This is a genomic window from Arthrobacter sp. FX8 (genome assembly GCF_026723805.1).
Taxonomy (GTDB): domain Bacteria; phylum Actinomycetota; class Actinomycetes; order Actinomycetales; family Micrococcaceae; genus Arthrobacter.
Window position 1 is genome coordinate 2,941,272 of record NZ_CP113505.1, and the last position, 14,370, is coordinate 2,955,641.

The window sequence follows — 14,370 nt, forward strand, 5'->3', positions numbered from 1 at the left end:
TGGCCGCCACGAGGAGCCGGAGGCCGGTCCCGGACCGGATGTGGATGCGTTCAGCTGGTGCCTGCTCATGGAGCCACTCTGCCGCGGCGGTGCGGCCTGGTTAAGGGAGCAAGTCCCGTATGTGGACAACCTGCAGCGCGGACACCTCAACAAGGCCCAACCCTCCAACGAGGCACAGCCTCCAACAAGGCACAATGGGAACATGTACCTGCTGCTCGCCGCCCACCCCGCGGCGCGGCGCTCCAGGAACTGACGCTGGCGGGCCTCGCCCAGCCGGCCAATCCCGAACCCCGCGTTGTGGCACTCACCGACCTTGCCGCCGTCGTCCGCGAACTGGAGGCACGGCGCCCCGGTGGCCAACCGCCCCGCTGGATATGGCACCGGACCCAGGACTGGTACCCGGCGCTGCTCGCATCCGGGGTGGAGGTGGAGCGCTGCTACGACCTCACCCTGTGCGGCAACATCCTGGCCTTCTCGCAGTTCAGCGCGCACACCGACTACGCCCGGAACACGGACAGGGTACCGGTGGAGGATCCCGCTCTTCCGCCTAAGTCGCTGCAGCCGCCGCGTCCCCCTGCAGACCAGGGCGCGCTGTTCGATGATCCCGCAACCGGGCCGCCGCCGGGGGCGCCGCTCGAGGAACTCCGTTCCGAATACGCAGCCCAACAGAGTGCGCTGGCAGGCGTGGGCACGGAGGAAAACCGCCGGAACCGCCTCCAGCTGCTGCTCGCGGCGGAGTCGGCGGCAGCTATTGTGGCCGCCGAGATGCAGCACGCCGGGGTCCCCTGGCGGGAAGACCTGCACGAACAGATCCTGGCCGGCCATCTGGGACCCCGCCCGCCCGCCGGGCAGCGTCCCGTGAAACTGGAGGCGCTGGCGGCGGAGCTGCGCGTCATGCTCAACTCACCCGGGCTCAACCCGGACTCCCCGCAGGACCTGATGCGCGCCCTGCACCGCAACGGGATCGAGGTCAAAAGCACCCGCAAGTGGGAGCTGAGGGAGTCCAGCCACCCCGCCATCGAGCCGTTGCTGGAGTACAAGAGGCTTTCCCGCCTTCACACCGCCAACGGCTGGTCCTGGCTGGACGCGTGGGTGGACGGCGGCCGGTTCCGCCCGGAATACGTGGTGGGAGGCGTGGTGTCGGGCCGCTGGGCATCCCGCGGCGGCGGGGCGCTGCAGATTCCGCGCCAGGTCCGCGGCGCGGTGCACGCCGACCCTGGCCACAAGCTCATCGTTGCGGACGCCTCGCAGCTGGAGCCGCGCGTCCTGGCGGCCCTGGCGCAGGACTCGGCCATGGCTGAGGCGGCGCGGGACCAGGACCTGTACGCCGGGATCGCCGCCAAGGGATTTGGCGGCGACCGGGCCAAGGCGAAGATGGCCCTGCTGGGCGCCATGTACGGCGCCACCTCCGGCGAGGCCGGCCGCCTCATGCCGCAATTGGCCCGCATCTACCCGCGTGCCGTGGACTTTGTGGAGCGGGCGGCACGGGCGGGCGAAGCGGGCGGGACGGTCACCACCAGGCTGGGCCGCAGCAGCCCTCCGCCGTCCGGGCAGTGGTTCCTCAGCCAGCGCTCGGCCACGGCGGAGGAGCAGCGGAGGGCAGAGTCGATCGCGCGGTCCCGCGGGCGGTTTACCCGGAACTTCGTGGTCCAGGGCTCGGCAGCGGACTGGGCGGCCTGCTGGCTGGCAGAATTGCGACGGCGGCTGCGCGCCTTGCGGCCGGCAGGAACCGGCGGCAGCGGCGGACCTGTGGGGGCCCAACTCGCCTTCTTCCTGCATGACGAAGTCATGGTGCACGCGCCCTCGGACCGCGTCGATGCCTGCATCGCGGCAATCGAGGAATCGGCCAAGGCCGCCAAGGAATTGCTGTTCGGTCCCATCCCCGTGGAGTTCCCCGTCAGCATGGCCGTGGTGGACTCCTACGACCTCGCCAAATAGGGCGGAGGGCATCCCGTGCTGCCTCTTTTACTGTCGTCGAGACGATAAGTAATCTACCCGGCGGTAGCTATGCGCGCCCGGTGACGGACGTTACAGTCGAAGCGGGGCTGATGCAGACCGGTCCACACGCTGATGCAACGACGCATACCAGGGAGGTCCCCGTCCATGGCGGGAAGATTTGAAATTCACCGTGCAGGCGATGAGTCGTACCGGCTGCGGCTGACCGACGCCGAAGGCAATATCGTTGCGGTGTCACCAACCTTCAGGTCCCTCAGCCTGCTCCGCGACGGGATCAACGCCATGCGCGAGAATGCCGCCACCGGAATCGTGGTGGATTTGCGCCACCAGCAGGCCTGAAAACTAGACCCCGATCGGGTGCAGTCTGGTACGGTCCCATGGAACGGACCAGCCGAGCTGGTCGAAGAGGCCGCTCAGCACAATGCCGGTGAAGCCCCACACCACCACGCCGTTGACAGTGAAGGCAGGGCTGTCAAACGTGCGGCCTGCGCGGTGCACCGTGGCCATCACCCTGTTGTCCGGGTCCAGGAGGTCCCTGACCGGGACGCGGAATACCTGGGCGGATTCGGCGTAGTCCACCACCCGTACCGGCGACGGCGAGTGCCACCATCCGAGCACCGGCGTCACCAGGAAGTTGCTGTGCGCCAGGCCCAGTTCCTGGAGCGTGCCGAGGACTTCCACCCCGCCGGTGTCCAGTCCGGTTTCCTCCTCGGCTTCCCTAAGCGCAGCCGCCACCGGCGTTTCGCCCCGGTCGATGCTGCCGCCGGGAAACGCCACCTGCCCTGGATGCGAACCCAGGGTGTGGGCGCGCTCCAGGAGCAGGACGTCCAGATCCGCCGGCGCCAGTGGCTTGCCGGACGCGGCCGGGACGTCGTCGAGCACCCCGAAAAGCATCAGGACCGCGGCCCTGCGGGCGCGGGAGGCATCTACTGTCAGTGCAGCCCAGCGTGGATCAGGGGCCCGGCCGTCCCGGCTTCCGCCCGCTGGACCAGCGCGGCCAGGTCTTCCCTTGCGCTCACGTGGCCCTCGCCTGGGAGGCCATCCGGATCTCCGCAGCCCGCTGCTGTTCAGACAGGTACTGCTCCAGCAACGCCTCGCTGCCGGGCGCAAGTTCATACTTGAGGAGCTTGGCTGCTTTGACGGGGTCGGTCTCCCCCAGGCCATAGCTCGGGCACCAATTAGCCACGGGACAGGCACCACAGGCGGGCTTCCGGGCGTGGCAGACGCGGCGGCCGTGGAAGATCACACGGTGGGACAGCATGGTCCAGTCCCTGCGGTCAAACAACTCCGCCACGTCCTGTTCGATCTGCACAGGGTCCTCGGACTGGGTCCACCCAAACCGCTTGGCCAGCCGGGCGAAATGGGTATCGACGGAGATGCCTGGGATGCCGAAGGCGTTGGCCAGCACCACGTTGGCGGTTTTGCGGCCCACCCCGGGCAAGGTGACCAGGTCTTCCATCCGCCCCGGGACCTCGCCGTCAAAGTCATCCACCAGGCGGGTGCACAGCGCCAGGACGTTCCTCGCTTTGGCGCGGAAGAACCCCGTGGGCTTGAGGATGGTTTCAAGCTCCGTGGGGTCCGCCTCGGCCAGGGACCGGGCATTGGGCCAGCGTGCGAACAGCACTTTGGTGACCTGGTTGACCGTGACGTCGGTGGTCTGGGCGGACAGCACGGTGGCCACCAGCAGTTCGAAGGGGTTGCGGAAGTCCAGTTCCGCGTGGGCGTAGGGATATTTTTCGGCCAGGGCCCGGTGGATGCGCCGTGCCCGCCGTTTCAGCGCCAGGACGGATTCGGACGAGACCACGGGCATCCCCGCGGCCTGCCCGTTCTTGCTGCGTGGCCCGGCCACGGCGTCAGCCGCGCTCGATGTTGCTGAGGTCGCGCAGGACGCCCAGCCGTCCGTCCGTGTGCTGGACCAGGAATTCGTGGCCCCGGTCCTCAAGCGCCAGTACCCAGCCGCCGGGCTCGATCACGAAGGCAGGCGCACCGGTGCGGGGGTCGTAGGCGGTGCGGTGCTGGGCGACGGCGAACCAGAATGCCTCATGGATGGGCTGCCCGTCGGTCTCGTCATGGCGGGTGGACGGGTCCACCGTCGCGCCGATGGGCTGCTCGGAACGGACCTGCTGGTGGACAGCGGTGGCGGCCGGCGGCTCCCACGCTGCCTGCGGAGCGCCCGCGGCGGGGACGGCACCGTGCTGGGTCTCCTCGGCTGCCGGGGCCGGGGTTGAGTCAGGACGGACGACGTCGGCCGCCTGGGTGGGCGGGCCGGCGTCCACATGCGGCGTGCCGGCTTCCCGGTCAGCGGCTTCGGGGGCGGTTGATACAGGGGTGGACGATACAGGGCTGGTTGATACAGGGGTGGTTGGCGCCGCGGGGGTCGAGGCAGCCGGACCCGCGACGGTGCCCGCAGCTGGAGCGCCGGCAGCTGCAGCACCGGTCCCTGCAACGGCAGCCCCGGCATTGGCCACGGGGACGGCGGCAGTGGCGGGCGTGTGGGTGGAACGCGGCGGCGCAGGGTTGGGGCTGGAAGATCCCGGCTCGACGGCGGAGGAACCTGCACCGGCCCCACCGAACAGGGTGGCACCTTTGAAGCCGCCCTTTGACTGGTTGGAGCCAGACTCCGGCTTGGGGGCTTTGGGGGTGCGCGGCTTCCGCAGCGGGACCGCGGCCTCGCGGGCCACAATGTGCGCCGGCGTCTCTGGCCGGTCCTTGAAGTCACCGGAAAGGTACGGCAGGAACCGGCCCAGCACGGTGGCGGCGAAGAGGACGAGCGAGCCGATCAGGCCCACCAGCAGGCTGGTGACGTAGCCGCCTGCAACGGACAGGAAGAAGAAGGCCAGGGCGAAGGAGGCCACAACGGAGGCGAACTGGTCGATCGAGAGCGACCCCACGCGGATCCTTGTGGCGGGTGCCAGGCGGCGCGCCGCGAACAATGCGCTGGCGATCAGCGGCAGGACGATGCCCAGTCCCAGGAAGAACAGGTTGTTGAGGTTCCACAGGTTGTACCGGGCGCCGAAGAGGGGAAGCAGGGACGCGACAAAGAGGATCAGGGTGCCTGCGAAGACGGCCAGGTCGCGCACGGTGAACGGACCGAGGACCGCCTGGTTGGCGTTCGGGTCGATCTTCCCGGAGCCGGCCTTCTGCCCTGCAGCCTGCCCCTTGGCGGCGTTGCCGGCCGGTGTCGCGTGCGCGGATCCTCCCACGGCAGGCCCGGAGGCTCCTGGCCCTGCCTTGGTGTCCGGACCCGTTCGCTGGCCGTAACTCTGCTGGTTCATTCTGCTCTCCTTAGCGTGGCGGCACCGGGCCCGGTCCGGACCCGAAAACTGTGCCGTCTTGACATGCGGTCCGGGCCCGGCAAGGCGCTGTTTGCGCCCGGCCGGAGAGGTCCGAAGTGAAGTCACAATTCCATCTCAGCCTAGTCAACGGCCCGGCCGATCACTAGCTGGGGCAGGCCTCCGGCGGTGCCTGGCGAGTCATGAAGAGACCATTCACCGCATAAAAAATGCCGCTCATGGCCGCGTATGTGACGGGGCACACAGCGGATGCACCGTAAGCATTAGGCTTGGTTGCGGAACAGCTCTTTGCGGTATGCCCGCCCCCGGCTGGAGCCCAATGCCGTGCGATCGGCGGGCCAATGCGGTGGCGGCGTCCCGCGCGGCAAAGATCGATGAATGATGAGGTTCACATGTCCCAGGACACCCCCAGCTCCACGGCTACCGTTCCGTCCGCTTCCGCCCAGCCGGCAGGACAGCAAGGCCACCAGGGCGACGCCTTCGCGAACCTGCTGCATGAGACGCGGGCCTTTCCACCCTCCCCGGAATTCGCGGCCGACGCCGTTGTCACCGCCGCCGAGTACGGGGAGGCGAACGCCGACCGGCCCGCGTTTTGGGCGAAGAAGGCCCGGGAGCTGCTGACGTGGTCCAAGGACTTCACACAGGCGCTGGACTGGTCTGATCCGCCGTTCGCCAAGTGGTTCGTTGGCGGCGAAATCAACGCGGCGTACAACGCGCTGGACCGGCATGTGGAGGCCGGCAACGGCGACCGCGTGGCCATCTACTTCGAGGGCGAGCCCGGCGACACCCGCACCTATACCTACGCCCAGCTGACCGAGGAAGTGAAGAAGGCGGCCAACGCTTTCGAGTCATTGGGCGTGGCCAAGGGTGACCGGGTTGCGGTGTACCTGCCGATGATCCCGGAGGCCGTGATCACGCTGCTGGCCTGCGCACGCATCGGCGCGGTCCACTCGGTGGTGTTCGGTGGATTCTCCGCGGAGGCCCTCCGGTCCCGGATCGACGACGCCGAAGCCAAGCTGGTGGTGACCGCCGACGGCACCTACCGCCGCGGCAAGCCGAGCCCCCTGAAGCCGGCCGTCGATGATGCCCTGGCCCACGATGGCCACACGGTGCAGAACGTGGTGGTGGTCAAGCGCAACGGCCAGGACGTGGACTGGCACGAGGGCCGGGACCACTGGTGGGCGGACACGGTGGGGACGGCCAGCGCAGAGCACACCGCAGGGGGCCACGATTCGGAGCACCCGCTGTACATCCTCTACACGTCCGGTACCACCGGGAAGCCCAAGGGCATCCTGCACACCACCGGCGGCTACCTCACCCAGACCGCCTACACCCACAGGGCGGTCTTTGACCTGCATCCGGAAACGGACGTGTACTGGTGCACGGCCGACGTCGGCTGGGTCACGGGCCACTCCTACGTCGCCTACGCCCCGCTCATCAACGGCGCCACGCAGGTCATGTACGAGGGCACGCCGGACTCCCCGCACCAGGGCCGCTGGTGGGAGATCGTGGAAAAGTACAAGGTCTCCATCCTGTACACCGCTCCCACCGCCATCCGCACCTTCATGAAGTGGGGCGCGGAGATCCCGGCGAAGTACGATCTTTCCTCCCTGCGGGTGCTGGGTTCGGTGGGCGAGCCCATCAACCCCGAGGCCTGGATGTGGTACCGCAAGGTAATCGGCGGCGACAAGGCGCCCATCGTGGACACCTGGTGGCAGACCGAAACCGGCGCACAGATGATCGCCCCGCTTCCCGGGGTCACCGCCACCAAGCCCGGCTCCGCCCAGGTGCCGCTGCCCGGTATCGCCGTGGATGTGGTGGATGAAATGGGCGAGTCCGTCCCCAACGGCCACGGCGGTTTCCTGGTGATCCGCGAACCCTGGCCGGCCATGCTGCGCGGCATCTGGGGCGACCCGCAGCGGTTCAAGGACACCTACTGGTCCCGCTTCGAAAACATCTACTTCGCCGGGGACGGCGCCAAGAAGGACGAAGACGGGGACATCTGGCTGCTGGGCCGCGTGGACGACGTCATGAACGTCTCCGGGCACCGGCTCTCCACCACAGAAATCGAATCCGCCCTGGTGAGCCACCCCGCCGTGGCGGAGGCCGCCGTCGTGGGCGCCACGGACGAAACCACCGGCCAGGCCGTGGTTGCGTTCGTGATCCTCCGCGGCGATGCCGTGAACAACGGCGACGCCACCGTACAGGAGCTGCGCAACCACGTGGGCAAGGAAATCGGGCCCATTGCCAAGCCCAAGAACATCCTGGTGGTGCCCGAACTGCCCAAGACCCGGTCCGGCAAGATCATGCGCCGGCTCCTCAAGGACGTGGCGGAAGGCCGCGACCCGGGCGACGCCACCACGCTGTCCGACCCCACGATCATGCAGCAGATCGCGGCCAGCCTCCGGAAGTAGCAATACGGCGACGGCGCTTCCCCAGCCGGGGAGGCGCCGTCGCCGTATGCTGGGAGCACCCTTGCCACCCGCGTTGAAGGATCCGCCTCCATGCTGCCTGCCGCCCGACACCAAGCAATCCTGGATGCCGTCCAGCGGGAGCGGGTGGTCCGGGTCTCGGACCTCGCCACCCAGCTTGGCGTCTCGTTGATGACGGTGAGGCGGGACATCGAGCTGCTCGAGGAGGGCGGCAAGCTGGAACGAATCCACGGCGGCGCCAAGCTGCCGGGGGATGCAAGCACGCATGAGCCCGGTTTCGAGCTGAAGTCCACGCAGTTGACCGCGGAGAAGCGCGCCATCGCCGTGGAGGCGGCCGCCCTGGTCCACGAGGGCATGGCGGTCGGCCTGGGTGCCGGCACCACCACGTGGGCATTGGCCAAGGAACTGGTTGGAGGGCCGCGGATCACGGTGGTCACCAACTCTGTCAGGATCGCGGACCTCTTCCACCACGCTGCCTCGTCCGGCTCGGCCCGTTACTCCTCCACCGTGATCCTGGTGGGCGGCGAGCGCACGCCCTCAGACGCCCTGGTGGGGCCCATCGCAACGGGCGCCCTCAAGCAACTGCACCTGGACGTGCTGTTCCTGGGCGTCCACGGGATGGATGCCGAGGCGGGCTTCACCACACCCAACCTGCTCGAAGCCGAAACCGACCGGGCCTTCATGGCAGCAGCGCGCAAGACAGTGGTGCTGGCCGACCACACCAAATGGGGAATGCTGGGCATCAGTTCCATCGCCGCCCTGGATGACGTGGATGAGGTCATCAGCGATTCCGGACTTGGCCCGGAGGCCCGGCGGGTCCTGCAGGAGCGGACCAGGCTGCGCCTGCCCGCCATGCAGTCGGCCGGCTAGGGGCAGCCGCAGGATTGGCGTACGTGCAGTTTGGTGGGAAAGATCCGGTGCCGCGGGTCCTCCCCCGGCTGGCTCCAACGAGTGCCGCCACGGCAGCCTCCGCCATGGCCGCCACCGGCTGCTCAACGGTGGTCAGCGGCGGCCAGGAGTATTCAGAGTCGGCCGAGCCGTCAAAAGACGCCACGGCAATGTCGCCCGGAACAGACAGTCCCGCTTCATGGATGGCCCGCAGCAGTCCAATCCCCTGCATATCGGACGTGGCGAAGACGGCCGTTGGCCGGTTCACTGACGCCAGGAGGCGTTGCCCGGCCACGTACCCTCCGGGCCGGGTGAAGGCACTGTAGGCAATGGGCCCCTCGGGCAGACCAGCTTCCTGGAGCGCTTGCCGCCAACCTACTTCACGGCCGTCGGTCTCCCCGGAGACGTTGGTTCCCATGGCCAGGCCGATGTTGGTGTGGCCATGGCTGATCAGGTGTTCCACCGCGATCCTGGCTCCGGCCGCCAGGTCCACACCGATGCTGTTGAAGCCCGGGGCGTCACGTTCCTGGTTGAGCAGCACGGACGGGATGTCCGCCGTTTCCAGCGCCTCGAGATCGGGTTCGAAAAGGACGCTGGCCAGCAGGACGCCGTCCACCTGCCGGGCGGCGAGGTTCCGGATGTTGCGGCGTTCCTTGGCCAGGTTTCCGTCCGAGTTGCTCAACACCAGCGCGTACCCCAGGTCTGCGGCGGCATCCTCCACGGCGTGCGAAAACAGTGAGAAGAACGGGTTCGAGATGTCCGGGACGATAAGCCCCAGGGTCTCGCTTGAGCCGAGCTTCAGCGCCCGCGCGGCGGCGTTGGGCCGGTAGCCCAGGACGCGGATGGCGTCCTGGACCTTGGCTTCGGTTGCCGGCGCCACTTTCTTGGGTCCGCCATTGACCACGTAACTGACGACGGCGGTGCTGACGCCGGCATAGCGCGCCACATCCTTGCGGGTCACCGGGCCGCCGCGGGAGGCCTGCGCGGCCGGGGAAGTCATGCTGTCCATGCTAACCACTCATACCCGGCGCATCCCCAAAGTCACGGATGGGAAGCCGTACGCCGTTTTGCAGGGCGGACTGGTGGGCCACGATGCCCGGGAGGGTGAAGCGGGCGGCCACCCACGCATTCACGGGCGGCAGTGTGCCGTCATTGACCGCCGTGACGAAGTCGTCCACCAGGAAATGGTGGCTTCCCTCGTGCCCGTTCGGTGCGCCGCGGAACTCCTCAGGCAACCGTCCGGCGTCGTGGACGGGAGCGAGTCCCGACACGAATGCGTCCCGGAGTTCCGGGGCCACGTTGGCCAGTGAGGGATCGTCCAGGGACATGCTGGGCCGGGTTTCCATCTGCTCGGAGATGTCGTGGACATTCTGTTTGTCCTGCCAGACGGTGACCCTGGCGAGCTGTTCAAAGCTTGCCTCCGTGCCAAAAACCGGAAGCGCGATTCGCGGATGTGGGACGGATAGCCCACGCGGCGCATCTCGTTGGTGCGCATCACGCCGCCGTCGTTCAGTTCAAAGAGCGCCGTGGCGTTGGAGAAGTCATTGCCGAACATGCTGACGTCCTTGTCGAATACCCCGTCATCCCGCTGGTCCTTGACGCCCACGCAGCTGACGCTGACGGCGTGCGCCGGGATGGCCCCCAGCACCCCGCCGATCGCATGGGTGGGGTAGAGCATTGGCGGGTAGCTTGCCGTCTCCTTCCACCGCTCGCCCCCGCTGTACTGGTAGGCGTCATAAAAGCCGAGGTCCATGTCGTGGACGTAGTCGCCTTCGGAGTAGAAGACCCGGCCAAACCTGCCGGCCGCCTGCTGTTCGCGGGCATACACGGTGGCGGGGTTGTAGTAGCTGGTCTCACCCATCATGTACACCTTGCCGGTGTCCCGGACGGCCTGGATGATGCGGGCGATCTCCTCTTCGGCAACCGCCATGGGCACGGCTGAGTAGACGTGCTTGCCGGCGCGGAGAGCACGCTCCACCAGGGGTCCGTGCGTCCAGCGCTGGGTGAAGACCGCCACGGCGTCGACGTCGGAGGCCAGAAGGGCGTCAAAGTCGGGCACGACGCCGGCAAGATCCAGCCTTCGGACCACGGATTCAGCCCGCTCCGGCAGCTCGTCCACAACATAGACCGCACTGACGCCGGGATGCAGGTTGAACAGGTGTGCGAACTGGCTGCCGAACTGGCCCGCGCCCACGATGCCGATGGAGAACGTCATTGTTGCCTTCCGATTGAAGTTTATCCGAGTGTTTCATCCGCATCTACTCGAGTCAATATCCAGTCACTGGCGTAATTGCCCTGGTTTTGAAACATTGAAATAAGCCCTTGCCGTCGAATATCTACTCGTGTAGATTTCTTTCCAGCCTGTTACTTCCATCACACTCAGGAAAGGGTCGACGATGACCACCCTTACCAGGAACGCCAGCCCGGCAGTGCACGCAGCGCACCGGCCGCTGAAGCGCCGGGGACAGAGCGACCTGAAGATCGCATTGTTCTTCATAGCCCCGGCGATGATCGGATTTATCGTTTTCTACCTGGTGCCCACCCTGCGGGGCATCTACCTCAGCTTCACCGAATACAGCATCCTCGGCGACCCGACGTGGATCGGTGCCGCCAACTATGAGGCCATCGCCAAGGACCCCCTGTTCTGGAATGCGCTGGCTGTCACCGGGCAGTACGTCCTGATCAACATCCTCCTCCAGACCACGCTCGCGCTGGGGCTTGCCCTGCTGATGCACCGGGTAGCCAAATCAACCGTGATCCGCGGCGCGCTTCTGCTGCCGTACCTGATGGCGAACGTGATCGCCGCCCTCCTCTGGTTCTGGCTCCTGGACTACCAGATCGGCATCGTCAACTACTTCATCGACGCCATCGGCCTGCCCAAGGTGGCATTCTTCGGCAGCGAGGAATGGGCCATCCCCACCCAGGCCCTCATCAACACCTGGCGGCACATGGGCTACACCGCCCTGCTGCTGTTCGCCGGCCTGCAGGCCATTCCCAGCCACGTCTACGAAGTGGCCAACCTGGACGGCGCCTCACCCTGGCAAACATTCCGCAAGATCACCATGCCGCTGCTGCGCCCGGTGCTCGCGCTGGTCCTGATCGTCACCGTCATCGGTTCCTTCCAGGTGTTCGACACCGTTGCCGTCACCACCCTGGGCGGACCCGTCAATGCCAGCCGGGTGCTGCAGTTCTACATCTACCAAAAGGCCTTCACGGAATCGGACTTCGGCTACGGCTCCGCCCTGGCGGTCATCCTCTTCGTCATCCTCGCCCTGGTGGCCTTCATCCAGATGAAGTTCCTCAAGGGCAACGAATCAGACCTGGATTAAGGACACTTCCATGACCACCGCAAAAGTCTCCGCACCCGCCCGGCCCGCCACCCGGCGTCGTCCGTTCAACTGGCGCCGCACCGCCGCCTGGTTCCTTGTGGCCATCGCCGTGGCTGTCTCGGTCCTCCCCTTCTACTGGATCCTCCGGACGGCACTGTCCACCAACGGGGCCCTGGCCGGCAACGCCACCAACCTGCTGCCCGCAGAATTCAGCCTGGGCGCATTCCAGCGCGTCTTCGGCCTGCAGTCCCCCGAAGAGGCAGTGGCCCAGGGCGGATCCGGCGCGCAAATCGACTTCTGGATCTACCTGCGCAACTCCGTGCTCTTTGCCTCCATCACCACCACCGGCGCAGTGTTCTTCAGCGCCATGGCCGCCTACGCCTTCGCCCGGCTGCGGTGGCGGGGACGGAACCTGGTCTTCAGCCTGTTCCTGGCCACCATGATGGTGCCGCCGATCTTCACCGCGCTGCCCAACTTCCTCCTGATCAAGAACCTGGGCCTGCTCAACACCATGGCGGGGCTGGTACTCCCCTACATCTTCATGACCCCGTTCGCCATTTTCTTCCTCCGGCAGTTCTTCCTGAACATGTCCCGCGAGGTGGAGGAAGCGGCAATGCTCGACGGCGCCAAGCACCTTCGGATCTTCTTCCAGATCATCCTGCCAAACGCCGCAGCCCCCATCGCCACCCTGGCCCTGCTCACCTTCATCGGCCAGTGGAACGAGTACTTCTGGCCGCTGCTGGTGGGCCAGGAGGAGTCCGTCCGCGTCCTCACGGTGGGCCTGGGCGTGTTCAAGTCCCAATCGCCGCAGGGAGCGCCGGACTGGTCCGGCCTCATGGCGGCCACGCTGGTCTCCGCCCTTCCCGTCCTGATCCTGTTCGCCGTCTTCGGCAAGAAAATCGTCAACTCCATCGGCTTCTCCGGCATCAAGTAATCACCCCTTCCCTCGAAATTCCCCCTCCCGGCGCGCGCCACGGCGGCCTGCCCGGAAGCACCCTGAAAGGACCCCCATGAACCTGAACAAGAAAGCACTCGGCTCCCTCGCAGCAGCCGCGGCAGCAGTCCTGGCCCTCTCCGCCTGCGGAGGCGGCGGCTCCGCGGAAGCCGGCAAGGGCGAGCTCAACTACTGGCTCTGGGACGCCAACCAGCTCCCCGCCTACAAGCAGTGCGCCGACGACTTCCACAAGGCCAACCCGGACATCACCGTCAAGGTCACCCAGCGCGGCTGGGACGATTACTGGGGCACCCTGACCAACGGATTCGTGGCAGGCACCGCCCCGGACGTCTTCACCGACCACCTGGGCAAGTACCCCGAATTCATCAAGAACAAGCAGCTGCTCGCCCTGGACGACGCCGTCAAGAAGGACAACATCGACACCGGCATCTACAACTCCGGCCTGGCGGACCTCTGGGTGGGCCAGGACGGCAAGCGCTACGGACTTCCCAAGGACTGGGACACCATCGCGCTGTTCTACAACACCAAACTTGCCGCGGACGCCGGCGTCACCCCGGAGCAGATGGCCAACCTGACGTGGAATCCGAAGGACGGCGGTTCATACGAAAAGACCATCGCCCACCTGACCGTGGACAAGAACGGCAAGCGCGGCGACGAGCCCGGCTTCGACAAGAACAACGTTGCCGTCTACGGGCTCGGCCTCAACGGCTCCGGTTCCGGCCAGGGCCAGACCGAATGGAGCTACCTGACCGGCACCACCGGCTGGACGCACACGGACAAGAACCCGTGGGGCAAGCACTTCAACTACGACGACCCCAAGTTTCAGGAAAGCATCGACTGGTTCGCCGGGCTGGTGGAGAAGGGCTACATGCCCAAGCTCGAAACCACGGTGGGCGCCAGCATGGCCGATACCTTCGCCGCCGGCAAGTCCGTCATCAACGCCAACGGCTCCTGGATGATCGGCCAGTACACCGGCTACAAGGACGTCAAGGTGGGCATCGCCCCCACCCCGGTGGGTGTCAACGGCAAGCGCGCCAGCATGTACAACGGCCTGGCGGACTCCATCTACGCCGGCACCAAGAAGCCCGAAGCCGCCATCAAGTGGGTCGAATACCTCGGCTCCGCCGCCTGCCAGGACGTGGTGGCTTCCAAGGCCGTCGTCTTCCCCGCCATCAAGACCTCCGCAGACAAGGCCGTGGAAGCCTTCAAGGCCAAGGGCGTGGACGTCACCCCCTTCAGCCAGCAGGTCAAGGACGGCACCACGTTCCTCTACCCGATCGCTGACAACGCCGCGAAGGTTGACGGCATCATGAAGCCGGCCATGGACTCCGTGGTCTCCGGCAAATCCAAGGCCAGCTCCCTGACGGCCGCCAACGACCAGGTCAACGCCCTCTTCAAGTAACCCCTGCACGTGGCTGCGTATGTGGTCGCAGCCACCCGGCCGGGTGCCGCCGTCCCCTCCTCGCGGCGGCGGCACCCGGCCTCCCCTTCCCGTGATTTTCCTTTTGCGCGTTCGT

General features: G+C 66.9%; 8 protein-coding genes and 4 pseudogenes. 7 read left to right on the plus strand and 5 right to left on the minus strand.

Annotated features, from left to right (window positions below):
* Positions 1-202: 202 nt before the first annotated feature.
* Positions 203-1,938 (plus strand): annotated as a pseudogene (locus OUO20_RS13760) (bifunctional 3'-5' exonuclease/DNA polymerase).
* Positions 1,939-2,103: 165 nt separating this feature from the next.
* Entirely contained in the window at positions 2,104-2,295 is a 192-nt protein-coding gene (locus tag OUO20_RS13765) for a YegP family protein (RefSeq protein ID WP_018768963.1), read from the plus strand.
* A 3-nt stretch (positions 2,296-2,298) separates the two neighbouring features.
* Here the strand turns inward: OUO20_RS13765 and OUO20_RS13770 are convergent.
* The 3 genes and pseudogenes from OUO20_RS13770 to OUO20_RS13780 all read right to left on the minus strand — a co-directional run bounded on the left by OUO20_RS13770 (position 2,299) and on the right by OUO20_RS13780 (position 5,231).
* Positions 2,299-2,975, minus strand: a pseudogene (locus tag OUO20_RS13770) (NUDIX hydrolase).
* Positions 2,972-3,766, minus strand: a complete 795-nt coding sequence (gene nth / locus OUO20_RS13775; RefSeq protein WP_018768965.1) for an endonuclease III — start codon at positions 3,764-3,766, stop codon at positions 2,972-2,974. The pseudogene OUO20_RS13770 and the gene nth overlap by 4 nt, the downstream one beginning before the upstream one ends.
* Positions 3,767-3,809: 43 nt before the next feature.
* Positions 3,810-5,231 (minus strand): hypothetical protein, encoded by a 1,422-nt coding sequence (locus OUO20_RS13780; protein WP_268001967.1) that lies wholly within the window; start codon positions 5,229-5,231, stop codon positions 3,810-3,812.
* A 410-nt stretch (positions 5,232-5,641) separates the two neighbouring features.
* On the opposite strand from OUO20_RS13780, the gene acs reads away from it, so the two are divergent.
* Positions 5,642-7,663 (plus strand): acetate--CoA ligase, encoded by a 2,022-nt coding sequence (gene acs / locus OUO20_RS13785; RefSeq protein ID WP_268003439.1) that lies wholly within the window; start codon positions 5,642-5,644, stop codon positions 7,661-7,663.
* A gap of 90 nt (positions 7,664-7,753) precedes the next feature.
* Complete coding sequence (locus tag OUO20_RS13790; RefSeq protein ID WP_018768967.1) at positions 7,754-8,551, plus strand: DeoR/GlpR family DNA-binding transcription regulator; 798 nt, start codon at positions 7,754-7,756, stop codon at positions 8,549-8,551.
* Here the strand turns inward: OUO20_RS13790 and OUO20_RS13795 are convergent.
* Both OUO20_RS13795 and OUO20_RS13800 read right to left on the minus strand, forming a co-directional pair.
* Positions 8,548-9,569 (minus strand): annotated as a pseudogene (locus OUO20_RS13795) (LacI family DNA-binding transcriptional regulator). The gene OUO20_RS13790 and the pseudogene OUO20_RS13795 overlap by 4 nt on opposite strands.
* A 10-nt stretch (positions 9,570-9,579) precedes the next feature.
* Positions 9,580-10,784, minus strand: a pseudogene (locus tag OUO20_RS13800) (Gfo/Idh/MocA family protein).
* A 181-nt stretch (positions 10,785-10,965) separates the two neighbouring features.
* Here OUO20_RS13800 and OUO20_RS13805 point away from each other — a divergent pair.
* From OUO20_RS13805 to OUO20_RS13815, 3 genes are all read left to right on the plus strand, one after another.
* Positions 10,966-11,898, plus strand: coding sequence for a carbohydrate ABC transporter permease (locus tag OUO20_RS13805; protein WP_018768970.1), 933 nt, complete (start codon positions 10,966-10,968; stop codon positions 11,896-11,898).
* A gap of 10 nt (positions 11,899-11,908) precedes the next feature.
* Complete coding sequence (locus tag OUO20_RS13810) at positions 11,909-12,832, plus strand: carbohydrate ABC transporter permease (RefSeq protein ID WP_018768971.1); 924 nt, start codon at positions 11,909-11,911, stop codon at positions 12,830-12,832.
* A 76-nt stretch (positions 12,833-12,908) separates the two neighbouring features.
* On the plus strand, positions 12,909-14,255 hold the full coding sequence (locus tag OUO20_RS13815) for an ABC transporter substrate-binding protein (protein WP_268001968.1): 1,347 nt from the start codon (positions 12,909-12,911) through the stop codon (positions 14,253-14,255).
* The last annotated feature ends 115 nt before the right edge of the window (positions 14,256-14,370 follow it).

Bases quoted from the DNA above. Each gene is read 5' to 3' on its own strand.
- OUO20_RS13765 (WP_018768963.1), top strand. From the start codon at position 2,104: ATGGCGGGAAGATTTGAAATTCACCGTGCAGGCGATGAGTCGTACCGG.
- nth (WP_018768965.1), bottom strand. From the start codon at position 3,766: ATGCCCGTGGTCTCGTCCGAATCCGTCCTGGCGCTGAAACGGCGGGCA.
- OUO20_RS13780 (WP_268001967.1), bottom strand. From the start codon at position 5,231: ATGAACCAGCAGAGTTACGGCCAGCGAACGGGTCCGGACACCAAGGCA.
- acs (WP_268003439.1), top strand. From the start codon at position 5,642: ATGTCCCAGGACACCCCCAGCTCCACGGCTACCGTTCCGTCCGCTTCC.
- OUO20_RS13790 (WP_018768967.1), top strand. From the start codon at position 7,754: ATGCTGCCTGCCGCCCGACACCAAGCAATCCTGGATGCCGTCCAGCGG.
- OUO20_RS13805 (WP_018768970.1), top strand. From the start codon at position 10,966: ATGACCACCCTTACCAGGAACGCCAGCCCGGCAGTGCACGCAGCGCAC.
- OUO20_RS13810 (WP_018768971.1), top strand. From the start codon at position 11,909: ATGACCACCGCAAAAGTCTCCGCACCCGCCCGGCCCGCCACCCGGCGT.
- OUO20_RS13815 (WP_268001968.1), top strand. From the start codon at position 12,909: ATGAACCTGAACAAGAAAGCACTCGGCTCCCTCGCAGCAGCCGCGGCA.